The organism is Haloimpatiens myeolchijeotgali, assembly GCF_042688525.2.
Classification (GTDB): domain Bacteria; phylum Bacillota; class Clostridia; order Clostridiales; family Clostridiaceae; genus Haloimpatiens.
Window position 1 is genome coordinate 2,332,706 of record NZ_JBHWAB010000001.1, and the last position, 21,061, is coordinate 2,353,766.

Annotated in this window: 20 protein-coding genes; 2 read left to right on the top strand and 18 right to left on the bottom strand. The window is 29.4% G+C overall.

Annotated elements, in window-relative coordinates; all coding sequences use genetic code 11:
- Positions 1-113 precede the first annotated feature (113 nt).
- From ACFIJ5_RS10255 to ACFIJ5_RS10280, 6 genes are all read right to left on the bottom strand, one after another.
- Positions 114-866 carry an exodeoxyribonuclease III gene (locus ACFIJ5_RS10255; protein ID WP_379806668.1) on the bottom strand — a complete coding sequence of 251 codons (753 nt, stop codon included), beginning with the start codon at positions 864-866 and terminating at the stop codon, positions 114-116.
- A gap of 46 nt (positions 867-912) precedes the next feature.
- On the bottom strand, positions 913-1,431 hold the full coding sequence (locus ACFIJ5_RS10260; RefSeq protein ID WP_379806670.1) for a GNAT family N-acetyltransferase: 519 nt from the start codon (positions 1,429-1,431) through the stop codon (positions 913-915).
- 26 nt (positions 1,432-1,457) lie between these two features.
- Positions 1,458-2,213: a DUF2087 domain-containing protein gene (locus ACFIJ5_RS10265; protein WP_379806672.1), complete on the bottom strand. Its 756-nt coding sequence runs from the start codon at positions 2,211-2,213 to the stop codon at positions 1,458-1,460.
- Between the two features lie 629 nt (positions 2,214-2,842).
- Positions 2,843-3,169: a hypothetical protein gene (locus ACFIJ5_RS10270; protein WP_379806674.1), complete on the bottom strand. Its 327-nt coding sequence runs from the start codon at positions 3,167-3,169 to the stop codon at positions 2,843-2,845.
- A 140-nt stretch (positions 3,170-3,309) separates the two neighbouring features.
- Positions 3,310-3,888 carry an HD domain-containing protein gene (locus ACFIJ5_RS10275; RefSeq protein WP_379809588.1) on the bottom strand — a complete coding sequence of 193 codons (579 nt, stop codon included), beginning with the start codon at positions 3,886-3,888 and terminating at the stop codon, positions 3,310-3,312.
- 474 nt (positions 3,889-4,362) lie between these two features.
- Entirely contained in the window at positions 4,363-5,463 is a 1,101-nt protein-coding gene (locus ACFIJ5_RS10280) for a metallophosphoesterase (protein WP_379806676.1), read from the bottom strand.
- Positions 5,464-5,746: 283 nt separating this feature from the next.
- Here ACFIJ5_RS10280 and ACFIJ5_RS10285 point away from each other — a divergent pair, with 283 nt between their 5' ends.
- Positions 5,747-6,151 (top strand): secondary thiamine-phosphate synthase enzyme YjbQ, encoded by a 405-nt coding sequence (locus ACFIJ5_RS10285; protein ID WP_379806678.1) that lies wholly within the window; start codon positions 5,747-5,749, stop codon positions 6,149-6,151.
- A 321-nt stretch (positions 6,152-6,472) separates the two neighbouring features.
- On the opposite strand, the gene ACFIJ5_RS10290 is transcribed toward ACFIJ5_RS10285, so the two are convergent.
- On the bottom strand, positions 6,473-6,712 hold the full coding sequence (locus ACFIJ5_RS10290) for a zinc-ribbon domain-containing protein (RefSeq protein ID WP_379809589.1): 240 nt from the start codon (positions 6,710-6,712) through the stop codon (positions 6,473-6,475).
- 11 nt (positions 6,713-6,723) lie between these two features.
- Positions 6,724-7,590: a tRNA 2-thiocytidine biosynthesis TtcA family protein gene (locus ACFIJ5_RS10295; protein WP_379806680.1), complete on the bottom strand. Its 867-nt coding sequence runs from the start codon at positions 7,588-7,590 to the stop codon at positions 6,724-6,726.
- Positions 7,591-7,958: 368 nt separating this feature from the next.
- Here ACFIJ5_RS10295 and ACFIJ5_RS10300 point away from each other — a divergent pair, with 368 nt between their 5' ends.
- Positions 7,959-8,888, top strand: coding sequence for a transposase (locus ACFIJ5_RS10300; RefSeq protein ID WP_379806682.1), 930 nt, complete (start codon positions 7,959-7,961; stop codon positions 8,886-8,888).
- A 433-nt stretch (positions 8,889-9,321) separates the two neighbouring features.
- Here ACFIJ5_RS10300 and ACFIJ5_RS10305 read toward each other — a convergent pair whose 3' ends face one another.
- From ACFIJ5_RS10305 to ilvN, 10 genes are all read right to left on the bottom strand, one after another.
- Entirely contained in the window at positions 9,322-9,483 is a 162-nt protein-coding gene (locus ACFIJ5_RS10305) for a hypothetical protein (protein WP_379806684.1), read from the bottom strand.
- A gap of 36 nt (positions 9,484-9,519) precedes the next feature.
- Positions 9,520-11,190, bottom strand: a complete 1,671-nt coding sequence (ilvB, locus tag ACFIJ5_RS10310; RefSeq protein WP_459253876.1) for a biosynthetic-type acetolactate synthase large subunit — start codon at positions 11,188-11,190, stop codon at positions 9,520-9,522.
- Positions 11,184-12,854 carry a dihydroxy-acid dehydratase gene (gene ilvD, locus ACFIJ5_RS10315; RefSeq protein WP_379806688.1) on the bottom strand — a complete coding sequence of 557 codons (1,671 nt, stop codon included), beginning with the start codon at positions 12,852-12,854 and terminating at the stop codon, positions 11,184-11,186. The genes ilvB and ilvD overlap by 7 nt, the downstream gene beginning before the upstream one ends.
- A gap of 346 nt (positions 12,855-13,200) precedes the next feature.
- Positions 13,201-14,274 (bottom strand): 3-isopropylmalate dehydrogenase, encoded by a 1,074-nt coding sequence (gene leuB / locus ACFIJ5_RS10320; RefSeq protein WP_379806690.1) that lies wholly within the window; start codon positions 14,272-14,274, stop codon positions 13,201-13,203.
- 39 nt (positions 14,275-14,313) lie between these two features.
- Positions 14,314-14,805 carry a 3-isopropylmalate dehydratase small subunit gene (gene leuD / locus ACFIJ5_RS10325; RefSeq protein WP_379806692.1) on the bottom strand — a complete coding sequence of 164 codons (492 nt, stop codon included), beginning with the start codon at positions 14,803-14,805 and terminating at the stop codon, positions 14,314-14,316.
- Positions 14,806-14,807: 2 nt separating this feature from the next.
- Complete coding sequence (leuC, locus tag ACFIJ5_RS10330) at positions 14,808-16,076, bottom strand: 3-isopropylmalate dehydratase large subunit (protein ID WP_379806694.1); 1,269 nt, start codon at positions 16,074-16,076, stop codon at positions 14,808-14,810.
- Positions 16,077-16,078: 2 nt separating this feature from the next.
- On the bottom strand, positions 16,079-17,659 hold the full coding sequence (gene cimA / locus ACFIJ5_RS10335) for a citramalate synthase (protein ID WP_379806696.1): 1,581 nt from the start codon (positions 17,657-17,659) through the stop codon (positions 16,079-16,081).
- A 26-nt stretch (positions 17,660-17,685) separates the two neighbouring features.
- Positions 17,686-19,197 (bottom strand): 2-isopropylmalate synthase, encoded by a 1,512-nt coding sequence (locus ACFIJ5_RS10340; RefSeq protein ID WP_379806698.1) that lies wholly within the window; start codon positions 19,195-19,197, stop codon positions 17,686-17,688.
- Between the two features lie 74 nt (positions 19,198-19,271).
- Positions 19,272-20,264, bottom strand: coding sequence for a ketol-acid reductoisomerase (gene ilvC, locus ACFIJ5_RS10345; RefSeq protein WP_379806700.1), 993 nt, complete (start codon positions 20,262-20,264; stop codon positions 19,272-19,274).
- A gap of 32 nt (positions 20,265-20,296) precedes the next feature.
- On the bottom strand, positions 20,297-20,791 hold the full coding sequence (ilvN, locus tag ACFIJ5_RS10350; protein ID WP_379806702.1) for an acetolactate synthase small subunit: 495 nt from the start codon (positions 20,789-20,791) through the stop codon (positions 20,297-20,299).
- Positions 20,792-21,061 lie beyond the last annotated feature (270 nt).

The window sequence follows — 21,061 nt, forward strand, 5'->3', positions numbered from 1 at the left end:
ATGCACATATTTTATAAAATTTATCAATATCCTTTTATACTTATAAATTATGATACTAGTCAAAATTCTTAAATACTTGTCCAATTAAATATTGCTTATATTTATACTCAAACTTATTTTATAACTAATTCTATAGGACAATGATCTGAACCAAGTATTTCTGAATGAATATCTGCACTTACAAGTTTATCATCCATTCTTTGTGATGCACAAAAATAATCTATACGCCATCCTGCATTATTAGCTCGTGCATTAAATCTATAGGACCACCAACTATATGCTGCTTCTTTATCTGGATAAAAATAACGATAAGTATCTATAAATCCTGCATTTAAAAGTTCAGTAAATTTATTTCTTTCCTCATCCGTAAATCCTGCATTTTTTCTATTGTTTTTAGGATTTTTAAGGTCTATTTCTTTATGTGCAACATTTAAATCTCCACATACAATCACAGGTTTATTTTCATCCAACGCTTTTACATAATCTCTAAAATCATCTTCCCACTGCATCCTGTAATCGAGTCTCGCTAGCTTCTGTTGAGAATTAGGAGTATATACCGTTACAAAATAAAAATCATTAAATTCTAGTGTAATTACTCTACCTTCCTTATCATGTTCTTCTTTATTTATACCATAACTTATATTAATAGGTTTTGTTTTAGTAAATATAGCAGTACCTGAGTATCCTTTTTTCTCTGCATAATTCCAATATTGATAATATCCTTCTAATTCCAAATCTATTTGACCTTGCTGCAATTTAATTTCTTGAACACAAAAAATATCTGCCTCTACTTCTTTAAAATAATCTAAAAATCCTTTACGAATACATGCTCTAAGACCATTAACATTCCATGAAATCAACTTCATATTTGTACTCACTTCCTTTCTAAAATTTGGGGACGGTTCATTATAATTAGTTACAAACCTGCAACCTCATAACATTTACTACATGCGTCTTTGCTGTAAAGTCCATATTAACCTCTTTTATCCTTGTATATCCTAAGGCAGACCAAAAGTTAATACCTTTATAGTTATCTTGAATTACTCCTATTCTAAATGACTTTGCTCCTAAATCTTTTGCCCATCCAACCAATGCTTCATGTACCATTTTTCCTAATCCATTGCCTCTTTCCCCTGGTTCAATAAGCATTAATCCAAGCATCCATTCTCCAATAGTCGGAAAATCTTTTATAATATCAACTATACCAATTAATTTGTCAAATTTATATATTCCTAATATAAATTTATCTTCGTAATTTTTATTGGGTGGTAAAGTAATAAATATTTCGTCTATCTCTTCTTTAGATGGTAATATTCCATCGTGCAATATATAATAATCTGAACATTTCTCACATAATTTCTCAACAATATTATCGTTCTCTTTAAAAAGATACTTAATCTTATATCCATTTATTAAATTAATGTTTGGCATTGTAAAATCTCCCCATTTTTGAATAATTATCGCACCCAATAGCTGCTGCCATCTTTTTTTCTTTCCATAAATCCATATTCTATAAGATATCTTCTTATAAGAACATAGTCATCATAAATTCTTTTTAAAATGTTGTTAACTTCTTTTTCAGTATATATTTTATTTCTTTTAAAATTCTCTGAAATAATCCCTAATACTATTATCTTTTTCTTTTCTTTTGATGGAAAAACTTTAAGTTGTTTATTATCCTCTCCAGTAAAATAACTATTTATATATTTTTTCTTTTCCTTTTCAGTTACAACATATCTTTCATCTATCATAGTAGCCCCCCTGTGAACTTTTACTAAATCATTATTTTCTTCAGATTGTTCTTCTAAAAGTTCCATTATACTTAAGAAAACTTTTGTTTGTTTTTCTTTTTCTTTTAATTTAAATCTATAATTTCTAACAGTAGATGATGAAACACCCATAATATCTGAGATTTCCTTATCATTTTTCCCTTGATAAATAAGCTTTACATATTCTCTTTGAATATCTGTTATTCCTGTATATTTTTTATTCATACTTAATAAATATTCCATCATAGAATTATGTTTTTCTTTTATATGCATCTCTATAGCTTTTCTAGCATCACAAAACTTATCCTCATGTTTATAAATTATACCTTGTTCAAAAACAGTACCACAAACAAGACATATATATTTTCCCTGTTTTTCATTGTACACATATCCTTTTTTCATTTGTTGTATAGAAGCATTCCAAAATAAATTCTCTATATCCATATTTTCATCTCCCTTTAGTTTAAAACAAGCAAAACCTCTTATTTATATTATATAAACAATTACTATATTTGTCTATGTTTTGTTAAACATTTTTTATATTTGTTTTATATAGTATAGGTTTTCTTATATTTAATCACTTAAATATAAAACATCGCTACTTCTATCTTAACTTCTATTTTAAACTGTAAAAAATCATTTCAGAATTTCATCCTCTGTATATTATCTCTAAAATTTTCTTCTCTACACGATGTGAATTAAATGTGCTAAATTCTTGAATAATAACTTCTAAGTCTTAGATAAAATAAAAACTTTACCTAAATCTTAGAAGTTCTTTATTAAAAAAACTAAACAACCTAAATATCTATACAAAAACATAAATATCTATACAAAAAAACAAAAGCACATATTGCATAAAGAACTTTCACTTGGTATAAAATTCCATACCTTGTTCAAATGTTTTTACACAATACATGCTTTTTAAAATTACTCAAAGTATAAATTTACATAAGCTTATCATTCATTGAATTTACTTATTAAAGTTATAAATCTTTCCCTTTATTTTGCACATTCTACTACTTAAAATTCTAATAGATCAGTTTTTAGTGTTTATTCCTTTTTACTTCATTATCTTATTTAATTACTTTCCTTCCAACAGTTGTTTTTAACTTAGATGATTCACATACACTTCTGTAAAATACATTTACTATTATGTATATTATGAGAAAAAATAACGCTTTGTACTCACTTCTTACTTCATATCCTGATGCTTTTAATATTACATTATTAATTAACAAAAATCCTACCAATGACACACAAATTGCTATAGCTTGATCTATAAGTGATACTCCTAATAAATTTAAAAATGTATTCTTTCCTTTATTTTGTGAAGTTTTTTCACATTGAGATATTTCCATTTCTTTTTCTTCTTCTACATTAGTTTTATTTTCTTCTGTCATTCTCAATTCCTCCTTAATTTTTATGACAAATTTGGATACCAAATTTGGGGACGGTTCATTTATTAAATCTACAAATTCAGTATAAATTTAAAAAAATTCATATATTAATTTTTAACATACATATAGTCTAATTATAAAAATTAAAATGTCAAACCAAAAGTATTTTTTACTACATCCGGTAAAACACTATAAATTGATTTTCCTATCCTTTCTTCAAAATATCTCTGTATTTCAAATGTTGCTTTCCATTTTTTTATTGTATATTCATTAACCCCATGTCTCATCGCAACATCCATCATCCTTTTTTCCATTAAACAATATCCTGATGGTAATGCTAACGCATCGCACAATTGAATTAATTTATCATATGCTGAAAGTTCAATATCTTCTAAATATTTTTTAACAAAATTATATTCCTCATCTGTACAATCCCATTTTCCAAATACAGCATCAACATTTTTATAAGGGAAAGAATGTGTTATACAAATCCTACCTAATAAATCATATCCTTTTTCTAGAGCATAATTATAACCATCTATACTATGTCTCATACTCGTTACTCCATATCTTCTTCCTATATCATGTAACATTCCCAACACTAATGCAACATTTTTATCCAATTTCTCATCTTGTTCTGCTATTAGTTCTGCTGCTCGTCCAACATTTATAGAATGTTCTATCCATGGACCTGGATTTAATCTACTTCCTTCATTTAACATTAACTTTGCTTCTTCTATGCTAGGTACAGCAAAATTTAATTTTTGCAAATTAATCTTCCTCCTTATAAAGCAATTATCTAATACAATTTTTTCTGAAAAAATATTAACTTTAACTTCATTAAAATATTTCTCTAATAACATTTTCCATTATTACTTAATCCCATTTTAAAATCAAATTTCTCCATAAACTCATTTAGTTCATCCATAGTTTCTGGTGCATTAGTAGTTACATAAAACAAAACACCTTTAACGAGAATTATTTTTATTTCTATTTTATATGTTATTTCACATTATATTCCATGTTAGTTGAATTAATATTATTAGTCTTCTGTTGGTTCATAATGTATCTCTTCTTTACATATTATAGTTAATATTTTCAAAACTATCATAACATATATAGCATATTACTACACATATTTTTACATTGTAAACCAATTATACTATATTTTACATATAAATTAAAGTACATGTCTATTACTTTAACTCAAGATGTTCTTTTTCAATCCATCCAATTTCTCCATTATATTTTGCAAAAATAAATTTTCCATATTCTTTTATAACTTTAACCTCATCTCCTTTATTAACATTTAAAAATAATGATACACTATCAGTTGTTATATTAAAATCTCCATCCTCTTCTGTTATAAATTCATTCTTTAAAAGAAACTCTTCTCCTGTACTACTTTTTTTGCAAATAGAAAATTCTTGCTCTTTCTTAATAACTTCGAAATCACAATCCTGCCAATCCAACTTTACAATTGATTTATTTTCTCCTAAGTAACTATTTCTAACTTTAAAAGTTTTGAAATCGTCTTGTGATTTTTGTGAAAAGAAAAATTCACCATCTTTCTTTTCAATTATCAAAGCATTTATCTGCCCACAGCACTTTACCCCATATCCACCATCAATACAAATTATTTTTTTGTCATTATCAATTAGTACATCACCACATAAACTTCTTTTTCTATAATTTTGTGTTGGCCAATGCCCAACAACAACATATTTATTACTTTTATGTCCCTCATTAAGAAAACTTCTAAAAGCCAACAATGATTGTAAGCTTGACTGTTTCCAATCTGTTTTCTTTTCAATACCAGCATGTACAAAAATAAAATTATCAAATTCCAAAGCAATAGGTAACTCTTCCAAAAACTTTATTTCATTCTTAAAGTTATTTTTTATTTTATTTTGAACTTCTCTAGGATTTCCTATTTTTTTATAATCTATATGTAATTTTTTTATCCAATCTTTTATAATAGAAGGATGCCACACTTCATTTATATGTTTATCAAAATCTTCAACTTTTTCTTTTCTTAATAAAGATAATATGTATTTTTCATGATTCCCAGAAAGTATATATGTATTTTTTCTTTTAAAAAGTTCTTGTAAATATGAGAGCATTTCTATATTATAAGGTCCCTTTTGAATCGTATCACCGATTATAATTAAATAATCATTATCAGTTAAATTCACTTTTTGAATGAGAGGTTTAACTAAATGTAGTCCTCCATGCAAATCACTTAATGCAATTATTCTATAATCGCCTTTTGGTTCTATTTTTAAAAACTTTTCCAACAAAATCACCTTCATCCATTATAATGTATTTTTATTGTAATAATTATATCTATAATTGTAAAAGTAAACAAGCATATAGACAATATTTTATGGGGACGGTTCATTTTAGACATATATTTTGTCTAGTTTTTTGTATAATATTAGAAGGGACAGTTCATTTTTTATATAAATTTACTTAAATCTTGTATAATGTAAACATAGGAAAAATTGAGTTTAAATAAAGACAAAAACTAAAAAATAAGTATATAAAAGAAGTTTAAAGAATATAGCGGGAGGTTTTGTTATGAACAATACTTTTAAATACGAAATTAAAACTACAAAAGAAGAGCAATTAATAAATATAAGTTGCCTTGTAGAAAAATCTGTTCGAGAAAGTGGGGTTACTGATGGGATTGCTGTGATTTTTTGTCCGCATACTACTGCAGGTATAACAATAAATGAAAATGCAGATCCTGATGTAACAAGAGACATTATTGTTACTTTAGATAAACTTGTACCAATCAAAGGGAATTATAAACATATTGAAGGAAATTCTCATGCACATCTTAAAGCTTCATATATGGGCTCTAGTGCCACTGTCATAATTGAAAATGGAAAGCTTCTTACAGGCATTTGGCAAGGAATTTATTTTTGTGAATTTGATGGACCTAGAAATAGAAACGTGTACATAAAAATTATGAAAGGATAAATCTTGAAAAATCTCTATTAAATTAAACTTAGAAATGTATAAACTCAAAATGTATAACTTAATATTGTAGTTATGAAAGAACTTTTTTAGTAAACTATCATAAACTATATGTTAAGTAAACTATATATCTTCACAAAATAATCATAATCTATGACTATTTACTATTTTAAAAATTTAAACTTATTAACACTATAACAACATTAACTTTTAATTACTGTAATGATAAATTTCAACTAATCTTTAGGTTAAATTTATATCACACCTGAAGGTTAGTTGAACTTATCTAATGACAATTAAATATAACATAAAATTTTTATACTACTATAACTTGATCTTTTGACCACAATAAGGACAATACTTAAAATCATTTTCTACAACTCTTCCGCAATTTGCACATATGTTTTGTGGTGAACAATTTTCCTTATAAAATCCACCATCAATAGATTTTAAATCCCAATAAGTAATTTCTATATCTTCTCCTCTTTCAATTCTTTCTCCCTTATTATTTGAAATTTCATATACTGAATTACAACTACTGCAATTACATAATATTTTTTTAATAAAGCTGCACCCTACTTTTCATCATACACATCTAAAAATGAAATTTTCTTTTCATCTTTTTGCCAGCCCAATATAGCATTTAAATTCACATTTTGAGCAGATTTAAATATTGATTTATCAACATCCTTAAAGTTTTTCTTTAATTCTTTTATGAGTTCTTTTATTTCATATCTTTTATTTCCAATTTTCTTTGCTGCAACCATACAAGCACAATTCAATGGCCATATTCCACTACTTTGAGTAAAATTTTGTATATAACGTTCCTCTATATAATACATAGGTCTTATAAGTTCTATTCCCTCATAATTTGTTGATTTTAATTTAGGAAGCATAGTCTTGAAGTTTCCTGCATAAAGTACATTTAACATAGTAGTTTCTATTACATCATTAAAATGATGTCCCAGTGCAAGTTTATTACATCCTAATTCTTTTGCTCTAGAATATAATGCACCTCTACGCATTTTTGCGCAAATATAACAAGGATAATCTTTTGCTATTTTATCCGCAACTGCAAATATATCTGATTCAAAAATTTTAATAGGAATATTTAAATACTTACAGTTATCAATCATTAATTTTTTTATATCCTCATGATATCCCGGATCTAGTACTATAAATTCAAGTTCAAAATTCATTTTCCCATGTCTTTTTAACTCTTGAAATAACTTTGCCATAAGCATACTATCTTTTCCACCCGAAATAGCAACAGCAATCTTATCCCCCTCTTGTATCATTTCATAATCATTTATTGCTTTAACAAATTTTGTCCATATATTCTTTCTATATTTTTTTATAATACTTTTTTCTACTTCTTTAAGTGGTTTTCTTTCATTAAATGGTACCAATATATCACAACCATTTCCTGCTAAATCACTCATTTTTTCACCTCTTCTTTAAAATGTAAAAACTATAATATCTGATATTCATAATACATAATACACTTATTGTTACTTTATCCTGTACTACTATTGTGCCCATTTATTTTATTATATCTTTATTTTCAACATTAACAACACTAAATAATTTATTTACATTAATTTCCTTATTAATTTCCTTAATTGCCTTATTGAAATTTTGTGGAATTTTGGGGACGGTTCATTTTTTATTTTAGAAAATCCTAACTAATTCAAGGGGACAGTTCATTTTTTTAGTAATTTTTCTTGTCTTAAATTTACCTTAAATTGATTACTTTTCTTTACTTTTGTCAATAATCTTAAATAAAAAATATAGTAGAGGAGCGATCTTTATGGGAAGAAGTTTTAGAATTAAAATTGAAAATGGAATTTATCACATAATGTTTAATGGAATAAGTGAGATTTCCTTGTACGAGAACAATATCGATAAAAATAAATATATGGAACTTATAAAAAAATATCAAACTAAGTTCCATTTCAAAGTATATGCATACTGCCTTATGTCCACCCATGGTCATTTGATAATTGATTCTAATGGTGCTGATGTTAGCCAATTTATGCATGATATAAATCAATCTTATGCCCAATATTACAACAGTACTCACAAAAAGAATGGTGAAAATAGAAAAGGTCATGTTTTTCGTGATAGATTTAAAAGTAAAATAATAGATAGCAGTCGTTATTTATTAACACTTTCTGCCTACATTCACAAAAATCCTAAGGACATAAAAAAATATAGAAATTGTATAGAAGAATATAAACATTCAAGTTTAGCAGTATACTTAGGATTAAGAAACGATCCTTTTAATGTTCTTGATGAGGATTACATTATGCAATTTTTTAATACTGATGTAAAAAAGGCTAGAGAAACTTATACAGAATTAGTATATAACTGTACTGACAAGCTGCTTGAAAAAAGTACTGAATTTGAAGATGAAAAGACTGAATACAGAAGTGAAAGACATATTATAAAAAGGACTTTTAGTGCTGATGAAATATTAACTTTTCTTTCTGAATATACTGGTATGCCCAAATGGCAGATTCTTTTAAAAAATAAAAAAAATAATACTAAAATTAAGGCTTTATATGTATTAATGTTAAAGTGTTTGCGTAATTCAAAGGATAAAGGTATATGTAAAATTCTTGGCAACATAACTCAATCACGTGTTTCTACTCTCTGTTCTATGGGTATTGACATTGTCCTGAAAGATGATAAATATAAAAATATTATTGATGATTTTCTTGCCTCAAAAACTAGTTAAAAAGCACATTACACAATACTCAATATAATTTAGTTGAGATTTGAAATTGAAATTGTAAACTCTAAATAAAACTAATAATCCAATTCTTATAATTAGAAATTTAAACTATTTTATAAAATAATTGAGTAATATGATTTTAAAAAATAATTTTTCAAAATTATATTTATCAAATCTAATGTCATATCTTATAAAAGGACAAGCTATTCTCTTTCCTCTATAATCACCTAGGAAAAAGCTAACTCGCCCTTAATTATATAATTAACTAATATTTATTTAGATTAAAAAAGCATTAAAATTTGTCTAATTATTGAATAATCGAATATTTTTTGATATTTTTTGCGCCTAAAGAGAGACTAAAGTATTTTTCATTACCTGTCCCTAATTTTTTACTAATTTCTTATTTTTTAATGAACCGTCCCTATTAATCTTCATATTAATCTTCACAAACACGGCCTAAGCCTAAAAAATTAACTGGATATGCATATGCATGAGTATGATTTAAATTTTGGCAGTCTTTAGCCAATTCTTTTTGTAAAGTATTCATCTTAACTTCTTCAAATTTATTAATTTCTAATTTTTTTTCATTAGTAGACATGTTATCACCTCCTAGTATAATATTTATTTTTGTATTCTAATCTTCCAATGAAATCATTTCTCCTATGTGTGCTCCAGGCGGTACTATAGGTGTTGCCATTGCATCGGGATCTACAAAACAATCTATAACCACCGGCCCATTATATTCAATTGCTTTTTTTAATGCTTGTTCAACTTCCTCGTTAGTATTAACCTTAATTCCTAATGCTCCATAAGCATCTGCAATTTTAGCAAAATCTGTTTTTCTACCTAAAGTTGTAGATGAATATCTTTTATCATAGAAAAGTGTTTGCCATTGTCTTACCATTCCAAGAACTGAATTATTAAGTACAAGAATTTTAACTGGAATATTATTTTTTACTGCAGTAGACAACTCATTAATATTCATTAAAAAACTTCCATCACCTGCTATATCAAAAACCATTTTGTTGGTACCTAAACTAGCTCCAATAGCTGCTCCAAAGCCATACCCCATAGTTCCAAGTCCACCAGAAGTTATAAAAGTTCTAGGCTTTGTATATTTATATCCTTGAGTTGCCCAGATTTGATTTTGTCCAACTTCTGTAGTTATAATAGCTTCTCCATTAGTGATATCATATAATTTTTTAATTGCATAAACAGGGTTAACAGAAGATTTTGGATCCACATAAACACCTTTTGAAGCATCTTCTTTTATATAACTTAAAGCTTTCTCTGTCCATTCATTTTCTTCTTTGCCTTCCAATTCTTTGTTTATTTCAGATAATACTTGTTTAACATCACCAATAACCCATGAATCTGCACTAATATTCTTTGAAACCTCAGCCTCGTCTATATCTATATGAAGTACACTTCTATCAGAAGCAAAAGTTTTAGAATTGCTTATAACTCTATCACTAAATCTTGTTCCAATAGCAATTATAAGGTCACTATTGCATATACACTTATTAGAGGCTGGAGTCCCATGCATTCCTACTACTCCTGTAAACATTTTATACGTACCATCAAAAGCACCAAGTCCCATTATAGTTGAACAAACAGGACATTTTAATTTTTGCTGCAATTTTATAAGTTCATCTCTAGCTTGAGAAATATTGCAGCCTCCACCAACTACCATAACAGGTCTTTTATGATTTTTAAGTATTTCTAAAGCTTTTTTCAATTGTTCATTATCTATAATATTTTCTACATTGTTTTTTCGTACAATTGAATCAAACTCATATAATTGTGCAGTAATATCCTTTGGTATATCAACTAAAACTGGACCTGGTCTTCCAGTTTTAGCTATCCTAAAAGCATTTCTAATAATATCCGCTAGTTCTTCTATTTTTTTTACTTTAAAATTATGCTTGGTTATAGGCATTGTAATCCCACATATATCAACCTCTTGAAAAGAATCCTTTCCTATTAATGAAGTAGGTACTTGTCCCGTTATGCAAACCATGGGTACAGAATCCATATATGCTGTAGCAATACCTGTAACTAAATTAGTAGCTCCAGGACCAGAAGTGGCAATGCAAACCCCAACCTTTCCTGTTGCTCTTGCATATCCATCTGCTGCATGAGCTGCACCTTGTTCATGTGCTGTAAGTACATGCTTTATACTTTCAAAGGAATATAATTCATCATATATATTGAGAACAGCTCCACCAGGGTAACCAAAAATCCTATCAACATCCTGTTCCTTTAAACACTCTAATATTATTCTTGCTCCTGTATATTTCACGATTTATCACCTTCATTATTTTCAAAAATAGCTCCTTTACACGCAGAAGATACTCCATTTCTATATGCTTTCAAATAACCATCTACCTTTTTCATCTTTCCTTGTGGTTTTCTTTTTTGCAATTCTTCTTTACTAACTAATAAATTAAGAACTTTATTTTCAATATCAATTTCTATGATATCCCCTTCTTCTACTAAACCTATAGGTCCATCCTCAGCTGCTTCTGGAGAAACATGTCCTATAGAGGCTCCTCTAGTAGCTCCTGAAAATCTTCCATCTGTAATAAGTGCAACTGTCTTATCTTTGCCCATTCCAGCTATTAACGATGTAGGAGATAACATTTCTCTCATTCCTGGACCACCTTTGGGTCCTTCATATCTTATAATAACAACATCGCCATCATTAATTTTGTCCCCAAGTATAGCTTCACCAGCTTCTTCTTCACTATCAAAAACTCTTGCTGGTCCTTTATGTTTCATCATTTCAGGTGCAACAGCAGACTTTTTAACAACTGCTCCATCTGGGGCCAGTGTACCTTTTAAAACTACTAATCCTCCTGTTGAGCTATATGGATTTTCTATACTTCTTATAACATTACTATCTTTAACAAGTTTATTTTTTACATTTTCATAAATCGTATTACCTGTTACAGTTAGGCAATCTTTGTTAATAACATCTATTTTAGTAAGTTCATTTATTACAGCTGGTATTCCACCTGCAGCATTCAAATCTTCTATATGATGATATCCTGCTGGACTAAGTTTACAAAGATTTGGAGTTCTTTCACTAATTGCATTAACCTTATCAAAATTTATTTCAACCCCTGCTTCATGAGCTATAGCTGGCAAATGCAACAGTGAATTTGTGGAACAACCAAGGGACATATCTACAGTTACGGCATTCATAAATGCACTTTCTGTCAAAATATCAGAAGGTTTTATTCCCTTTTTAACAAGTTCTACAATTTTCATTCCAGCTTTTTTAGCTAACCTAATTCTTTCTGAATATACAGCAGGTATTGTACCATTGTATGGAAGTGCCATGCCTAAAACTTCTGATAAACAATTCATAGAATTAGCTGTAAACATACCTGAACATGAACCACAAGTAGGACATGCTGAATTTTCATATTCAAGCAATTCCTCTTCAGTCATGTTCCCTGCCTTTACTGAACCTACAGCTTCAAAAACAGATGCTAAATCAATAGCCTTTCCATTAACCTTCCCTGCAAGCATTGGTCCTCCACTTACAAGTATTGATGGTATATTAACTCTAGCTGATGCCATCAACATCCCTGGTACAACTTTATCACAGTTTGGAATTGCAACTAATCCATCAAAAGCATGTGCCTTGGCAACTATCTCCACACTATCAGCTATTATTTGTCTAGAAGGAAGAGAATAACTCATTCCTTTATGATTCATAGCAATACCATCACATACACTAATTGTGCTAAACTCAACAGGAACGCCTCCCGCTAACCTAATTCCATCTTTAACTGCTTGTACAATTTTATCCAAATTTATATGCCCTGGCACTATCTCACTATAAGAATTTGCAATTCCTATTAGTGGTCTATCCATTTCTTCCTCTATAAAACCAAGGGCTTTAAAAAGAGAACGATGTGGTGCTTTCTCTAAGCCTTTCTTTACTGCATTTGATTTCATTATTATCCCTCCAAACTCAACATTTATCATAAAATTTTTATCATATCTTTTAATTTAATATATCGACTTTCAAAGTTTCGAAACAAATAATATAATTTTTATCACCTGTCCCCGAATTACTTGAATTGTTACCTGTTCTCAAACTCTAAAACTTAACACCTGTCCCCCAGAATTTATCCCTCAAACTTCCCTGTAACAGCCTATCTCCTGAACCAGCCCAAAATATCTCCATGGAACAAGAACAATGTCATAGCCATATCTTACTCATAATCAAAAATCCAATTCCTTCAAATAATTTTATTTTTAAAATACATACTTAATATAACCTAAGCCTTATGAATTAATTTTATATATTGGATAAAATAAGTTCTCCCATTTCCTTAGTGCCTATCTTTTTCGCTCCTTCTGAATAGATATCTCCAGTTCTGTATCCTTCCTTTAAGACAACATCTACAGCATTTTCTATATCTCTTGCAGCCTCACTCATACCAAGTGAATATTCAAGCATCATAGCAGCTGATAAAATTTGAGCTAAAGGATTTGCCAAATTCATTCCTGCAATGTCAGGTGCCGAACCATGAACAGGTTCATACATTCCAAAATTATCTTCTCTTAAACTTGCTGAAGCAAGCATTCCAATAGAACCTGATATCATAGATGCTTCATCGGATAATATATCTCCAAACATGTTGCTTGTAAGTATTATATCAAATTGAGATGGATTTCTAACAAGCTGCATAGAAGCATTATCAACATATAAATGATTTACTTCAACTTCTGGATATTCTTTTGCTACTTCTTCAACAACTTCTCTCCAAAGTCTTGACGATTCTAATATATTTGCCTTGTCAACAGAAGTTAATTTTTTTCTTCTCTTCATTGCTGCTTTAAAACCACAATGGGCTATTCTCTTTATTTCATCTACAGTATAAAGTTCTGTATCGTAAGCTGCATATATACCATCTACTTCTTTTCTTCCTTTTTCTCCAAAATAGATTCCGCCAGTTAATTCTCTTACAACTAAAATGTCAACACCCTTATCAATTATTGAATCTTTTAGTGGAGAAGCTGATTTCAATTCATCAAAAACTTTAGTAGGTCTTAAATTTGCATATAATCCTAATCCTCCTCTTAATCCTAATAAAGCCTGCTCAGGTCTTTGCTTTCCTGGTAAATCATCCCATTTTGGTCCTCCTACTGCTCCTAAAAATACTGCATCAGATTTTTTACACTTTTCTAAAGTTTCTACTGGTAGAGGATTACCACAGTCATCTATTGCACATCCTCCTGCTTTTAGCTCCGTAAAATTCAACTTTGTATCATATTTTTTACACACTTTTTCTAATACTTTTAATGCCTGTTCTGTTACTTCTACTCCTATACCATCACCTGGAATTACCGCTATTTTAAATTCTTTCATTTCATCAATCTCCTAACATTAAAAATCAACTACACAAAACTAAAATATTCCTTTTTTAACACAGTTTACAAGTCCATCATTTTCCATTATATTAATCATAAATTCAGGAAATGGTTGTGCTTTATATTCTTTATTCAACGTTAAATTTTTTATTATTCCTGTTTTGAAATCAACTTCTAATTTATGATCACTTTCTGCATCATTTACTGCCTCTTCACATTCTAAAATTGGGAAACCTATATTAACAGAATTTCTATAAAAAATTCTTGCAAAACTCTTTGCTATTACACAGGAAACTCCCGCTGCCTTAATACTTATTGGAGCATGCTCTCTAGATGAACCACATCCAAAGTTCTTACCCGCAACTACAATATCACCCTCATTCAATTTCTTTAAAAAATCTATATCAAGATCCTCCATACAGTGTTTAGCCAATTCTTCTGGAACTGATGTATTCAAATATCTTGCTGGTATTATTACATCTGTATCTATATTGTCTCCGTATTTTAGTACACTTCCTGCTGCCCTCATAATTACATAACCTCCTCTGGTGAAACAATTTTACCTACTATTGCTGAAGCCGCTGCTACTGCTGGACTTGCTAAATAAACCTCACTTTTTGGATGTCCCATTCTTCCTACAAAATTTCTATTAGTTGTGGCTACAGCTCTCTCACCTTCTGCAAGTATGCCCATATGCCCTCCAAGACAAGGACCACAAGTTGGAGTACTAACTATTCCTCCTGCTTCAATAAATTTTCTAATCAATCCTTCTTCCATAGCTTGTAGATATATTTGTTGTGTTCCTGGAAAAATAATAAGTCTAATTCCTTTTTTAACTTTTTTACCTTCTAATATAGAAGCTGCAATTCTTAAATCTTCCATCCTTCCATTTGTACAAGAACCTATAACAACTTGATCAACTTTAACTTCTCCAACTTCATCAATAGTTCTCGTATTTTCAGGAAGATGTGGAAAAGCTACAGTTGGTTTTATCAAACTCATATCAATTTCATAAACTTCACTGTACACAGCATCTTCATCAGCTTCAAATACTCTTGGCTCCTTTTCTGTACGTCCTTTTATGTATTCTAATGTTTTTTCATCTACAGGAAATATTCCATTTTTAGCTCCTGCTTCGATAGCCATATTTGCTATTGTAAATCTGTCATCCATAGAAAGATACTTTAATCCCTCTCCTGTATATTCCATAGATTTATATAAAGCACCATCCACTCCAATCATTCCAATTATGTGTAAAATTACATCTTTACCAGATACCCATTTTCCTGGTTTACCTTTTAAAACAAATTTGATTGCTTCAGGTACTTTAAACCAAGCTTTTCCTGATACCATTCCCACTCCCATATCTGTGCTTCCTACTCCAGTAGAAAAAGCTCCTAAAGCTCCATAAGTACATGTGTGTGAATCAGCTCCTATAATTACATCACCTGGAATAGCTAGTCCTTTTTCAGGTATTAAGCAATGTTCTATTCCCATTTCTCCAATCTCAAAATAATTTGTTACTTCCTTTTCAAGAGCAAATTCTCTTATACATTTACAATGTTCTGCTGACTTAATATCTTTATTAGGAGTAAAATGATCTGGCACTATTGCAACCTTATCTTTGTCAAAGACCTTATCTGCATTTGCATCTTTAAAAGCTTTGATTGCAACTGGAGTTGTAACATCATTTCCAAGTACTAAATCTAAATTTACTGTTATTAACTGGCCTGCTTCTACATATTCAATTCCTGCATGCGATGCAAGTATTTTTTGCGTCATAGTCATTGGTTTTTTCATTATTATTTTTCCTCCTCCAACTTGTTAGTCAATAAGTATTCTACTGAATCTACTAGTGCTTCCCAACTTGCCTCTATTATGTCATGAGATACCCCAACTGTATTCCATGTTGATACTCCATCTGTTGATTCAATAATTACTCTTACCTTTGCACTTGTTGCTTTATCACCACTGATTACTCTAACCTTATAATCACTCAAGTACATTTTTGATATAGGTTTATAAAATACACTAAGGGCCTTTCTTAAGGCTTTATCCAATGCATTCACTGGTCCATTTCCTGCTTCTGCAGTAACTTCCATAACACCATTTACCATTAATTTTATTGTTGCTAAAGCACTGTGGCATGTATTACTTGGTTTATCTGTTATTACTTTATATTCAATAAGTTGAAAAGAAGGTTTGAAAATACCTAACTCTTTTCTTACAAGGAGTTCAAAACTACTTTCAGCTCCTTCAAATTGATAACCTTCATGTTCTAATTTTTTAAGTTTGTTTATTATTCTTTTTGTTTCTTGTGAATCTTTTTCAATATTAAGATTTATTTTATTTATAATCGGCATTATAGTACTTCTACCAGAAACCTCTGACATAAGTATTTTTCTTTCATTACCTACAGTTTCAGGTGGTAAATGTTCAAAAGATTTAGAATCTTTCTTAACTGCATCTATATGCATTCCACCTTTATGTGCAAAGGCATATGCGCCTACATAAGGTTCTCTATCATCAGGAATAATGTTACTTACTTCACTTATATATCTAGAAACTGCTGTTAAATTTTCTAACTTTTCTTCTAGAACAGTTTTATAATTCATCTTAAATTCCAAATTAGCTATTACAGTAGTTAAATTAGTATTACCACATCTTTCACCAATTCCGTTAAATGTGCCTTGTACTTGGTTAACTCCACATTGAACTGCCATAAGTGAATTAGCAACAGCTAGTCCACCATCATTGTGGCAATGTATACCTAAATTTTCAAACTTAAGTTCTTTAACTAAATAACTTACTATTTCATGGATTTCTGAAGGAATAGTCCCACCATTAGTATCACAAAGAACAATAGAATCTGCTCCTGCATCTTTAGCTTCAGTAATAACTAAAATAGCATATTCTTTATTGCTTTTATATCCATCAAAGAAGTGCTCTGCATCAAATATAACTTCTTTATTTAGAGATTTTAAATATTCTATACTCTCCCTTACCATTGCTAAATTTTCTTTCAATGTTGTTTTTATAATATCTGTAACATGAAAGTCCCATGTCTTACCAAAGATAGCAACTGTATTAACTTCCGCTTTTAAAAGTTCCTTTAAAGCTGTGTCATCTTCCACTTTTATATTTGGCCTTCTTGTACTTCCGAAGGCACACAATTTTGAATTTTCAAAATTTAATTCTTTTACTTTTTTAAAAAATTCCATATCTTTTGAATTAGACGATGGATTCCCTGCTTCTATATAATCAACTCCCATTTCATCTAACTTTTGGGCAATTTTAATCTTATCTTTTACACTAAATGAAATTCCTTGTGCTTGAGCACCATCTCTCAATGTACTATCATAAATATAAACTTTATTTTTCATGATTAAACCACCTTTTAGTACTTATTTTAGTGCTTATCATCTATCATTTTATTTATTGCATTTATATATGCATTAATACTTGCTTCCATAATATCTTGAGAGATAGATTTTCCAACAAGAATTTTATCATTATCTTTAATTTTTACTGTAACTTCTCCTAATGCATCTTTTCCATCTGTTACAGACCTAATACTATAATCTTTAAGATTTATATTCATACCTATAGTTCTTTCTACTGCTTTAAATGCTGAATCAATAGAACCGTCCCCTATAGCAACCTCTGTAAGGCTCTTATCTCCTTGTCGTATTTCAATGGCAGATGTACAAATCATATTATTTCCACTGTTAACCTGAAATGATTTAAGCTTGTATGTTTCGGTAAAATACTTCTTAGAATTGACTATAGCTTCTATATCCTTTGAAGTAATTTGTTTTTTCTTATCAGTTACTCTTTTAAATTTTTCAAAAGCTTCATCTAGTTCTTCCTTATTAAGTACTATACCTATGTCTTTTAAATAACTATCAAAAGCATGTCTTCCTGAATGTTTACCAAGTACTATATTGGAGTGATTATTTATCCCTACTGATTCTGGTGTAATTATTTCATAAGTGCTTTTTTCTTGTAAAACTCCATGTTGATGTATTCCTGATTCATGAGCAAAAGCATTTTTTCCAACTACTGCTTTATTAGGTGGAATGTCTATACCACATAAAGAACTTACTAATTTACTTGTTCTATATATTTGCTTTGTATTTATATCTGTATCCATGTTCAAGTAATTTTTTCTTGTTTTAAGTGTCATAACTATTTCTTCTAAAGATGCATTTCCAGCTCTTTCTCCAAGACCATTTATGGCACACTCAACTTGTGAAGCTCCTGACATGATACCAGCTAAACTATTGGCAACCGCCATTCCTAAATCATCGTGACAATGTACACTGACCTCTACATTTTCTATACCTTCTGTATTTTCTATTATGTATTTAATGAATTTACCGTAATCCATAGGTAGTGCATAACCAACTGTATCTGGAATATTAAGTACTACTGCTCCAGCTTTTATAACCTTTGTAAAAAGTTCACATAGAAAATCTGGATCACTCCTATAAGCATCTTCAGCAGAAAATTCTATATTATTGCAGTAACCTTTTGCATAAGTCACCATTTCTACAGCTCTTTTAATAACTTCTTCTTTGGTCATGTGAAGTTTATGCTTCATATGAATATCTGATGTAGCTATAAAAGTATGAATTCTCGGATTTTCTGCATCTTCCAATGCTTTCCATGCACAATCTATATCTTCTTTAACTGCTCTGCACAAAGCAGCTATTTCAGGTTTTCTTATTTCTTGTGCAATAGCTTTTACAGCTTCAAAGTCAGCCTTTGATGCTCTTGGAAATCCTGCTTCTATTACATCAACATTTAATTCTTCTAATTGCTTTGCTATCATTATCTTTTCTTTTATATTAAGATTGACTCCCGGAGTTTGTTCACCATCTCTTAGTGTTGTATCGAATATTTTGACTCTTTTGTTCATCTAATCACCCCTATTCTAGTTCAGAATTGAGAGTTAAGGGTCATAGCCCCTTAATTCTCAATGTTTGTTTTGATTTATTTTTTCATCCAACTCATCATTTTTCTTAACTCTTTACCAACTTTTTCAATTTCATGATCAGCCTCTTGTCTCTTTGTAGCATTAAAGAATGGTCTATTTGCTTGGTTTTCTAATATCCAATTTTTAGCGAAAGTTCCATTTTGAATTTCATTCAATATTCCTTTCATAGCTTTTTTAGTTTCATCTGTTACAACCTTTGGTCCAGCTGTATAGTCACCATATTCTGCTGTATCACTAATTGAATATCTCATAAAGCTTAAACCGCCTTTATTTACAAGGTCCACAATTAATTTCATTTCGTGCAAACATTCAAAATATGCCATTTCAGGCTGATATCCTGCCTCAACTAAAGTTTCAAATCCAGCTTTTATAAGTGCACATAATCCTCCACATAATACAGCTTGTTCTCCAAATAAATCTGTTTCAGTTTCTTCCTTGAAGCTAGTTTCAATAACTCCTGCTCTAGCCCCACCGATTCCTGCTGCATATGCAAGTGCTATTTCTTTTGCATTTCCTGTAGCATCTTGATGTACTGCTATTAAAGAAGGTACTCCTTTTCCTTCTTCAAATTGACTTCTTACTGTATGTCCAGGTCCTTTAGGTGCTATTAAAAATACATCCACATCTTCTGGAGGAACTATTTGTCCATAATGAATTGAAAAGCCATGTGCAAATACTAATGCATTTCCTTTTTCTAAATTTGGAAGTATACTTTTTTTATAAAGTTCAGCTTGTTTTTCATCATTTACCAAAATCATTATTATATCTGCTTCTTTAGCTGCTTCTTCTGAAGTCATTACCTTTAATCCATTATTTTCTGCTTTAGCCCAAGATTTACTTCCTTTATAAAGACCAACTCTTACATCAACACCACTTTCATGTAAATTAAGAGCATGTGCATGTCCCTGACTTCCATATCCTATTACTGCTACTTTTTTATCCTTTAGAACCTCTAAATTACAATCTGTTTCATAATATACTTTTGCCATTGATTTTCTCTCCTTTGTTTAAATATTTTTATTTAAATTATATTTTCACTTCCTCTTTGTATTGCAATGAATCCACTGCTTACTAACTCCAAAATTCCAAATGGTTTTACAAGTTCTGTAAATGCTTTAAGTTTATCTTTGTCCCCAATTATTTGTATTACCAAATCTGTAGGAGCAGCATCCGCAATATATGCTTTAAATATATTTACTATACTCATTATTTTAGGTCTTGTTTCTAAATCTGCCTTAACTCTTACAAACATAATCTCTTTACATATAGAATTTAAATCATTCATCAAAATTACCTTATGTACATTTTCTAATTTTCTTATCTGTTTTATTATTTGTTCAATTTGATTGTCATTTTCTACTTTAGTTATCAATGTTAATCTAGATACTTTTTCATTTTCAGTTACTCCAGCAGTTACACTTTCTAAATTGTATGCTCTTTTATTAAAAAGCTGACATACTCTTGTTAATACCCCTGGATTATTATCCACTATTACCGATAGAACATATTTTTTCATTAAATCCCTCCTTTGAAGGTTAATTTTACAATCTTAATACTCATTGATAATTGTTATTATTTTTAAAATTTAGTGTTTTATGTTAATAAGCACCTATAAAAAAAGAAAGCCCTTTACGAGCTTTCTTTTTATAAGTGTTATGCTTTAAAACAAATATTATCAAGGCATAAACATGTATGAAGATATAATTGTAGTCATATAATCTCAAAATTATACAACATACCCTACACGGTGCAGCAATTTTTTATTCTTCATAACAATAAAGCTCAT

Coding starts and splice junctions, on each gene's coding strand:
- ACFIJ5_RS10255 (WP_379806668.1), bottom strand. CDS start 866: ATGAAGTTGATTTCATGGAATGTTAATGGTCTTAGAGCATGTATTCGT.
- ACFIJ5_RS10260 (WP_379806670.1), bottom strand. CDS start 1,431: ATGCCAAACATTAATTTAATAAATGGATATAAGATTAAGTATCTTTTT.
- ACFIJ5_RS10265 (WP_379806672.1), bottom strand. CDS start 2,213: ATGGATATAGAGAATTTATTTTGGAATGCTTCTATACAACAAATGAAA.
- ACFIJ5_RS10270 (WP_379806674.1), bottom strand. CDS start 3,169: ATGACAGAAGAAAATAAAACTAATGTAGAAGAAGAAAAAGAAATGGAA.
- ACFIJ5_RS10275 (WP_379809588.1), bottom strand. CDS start 3,888: ATGTTAAATGAAGGAAGTAGATTAAATCCAGGTCCATGGATAGAACAT.
- ACFIJ5_RS10285 (WP_379806678.1), top strand. CDS start 5,747: ATGAACAATACTTTTAAATACGAAATTAAAACTACAAAAGAAGAGCAA.
- ACFIJ5_RS10295 (WP_379806680.1), bottom strand. CDS start 7,590: ATGAGTGATTTAGCAGGAAATGGTTGTGATATATTGGTACCATTTAAT.
- ACFIJ5_RS10300 (WP_379806682.1), top strand. CDS start 7,959: ATGGGAAGAAGTTTTAGAATTAAAATTGAAAATGGAATTTATCACATA.
- ACFIJ5_RS10305 (WP_379806684.1), bottom strand. CDS start 9,483: ATGTCTACTAATGAAAAAAAATTAGAAATTAATAAATTTGAAGAAGTT.
- ilvD (WP_379806688.1), bottom strand. CDS start 12,854: ATGAAATCAAATGCAGTAAAGAAAGGCTTAGAGAAAGCACCACATCGT.
- leuB (WP_379806690.1), bottom strand. CDS start 14,274: ATGAAAGAATTTAAAATAGCGGTAATTCCAGGTGATGGTATAGGAGTA.
- leuD (WP_379806692.1), bottom strand. CDS start 14,805: ATGAGGGCAGCAGGAAGTGTACTAAAATACGGAGACAATATAGATACA.
- leuC (WP_379806694.1), bottom strand. CDS start 16,076: ATGAAAAAACCAATGACTATGACGCAAAAAATACTTGCATCGCATGCA.
- cimA (WP_379806696.1), bottom strand. CDS start 17,659: ATGAAAAATAAAGTTTATATTTATGATAGTACATTGAGAGATGGTGCT.
- ACFIJ5_RS10340 (WP_379806698.1), bottom strand. CDS start 19,197: ATGAACAAAAGAGTCAAAATATTCGATACAACACTAAGAGATGGTGAA.
- ilvC (WP_379806700.1), bottom strand. CDS start 20,264: ATGGCAAAAGTATATTATGAAACAGATTGTAATTTAGAGGTTCTAAAG.
- ilvN (WP_379806702.1), bottom strand. CDS start 20,791: ATGAAAAAATATGTTCTATCGGTAATAGTGGATAATAATCCAGGGGTA.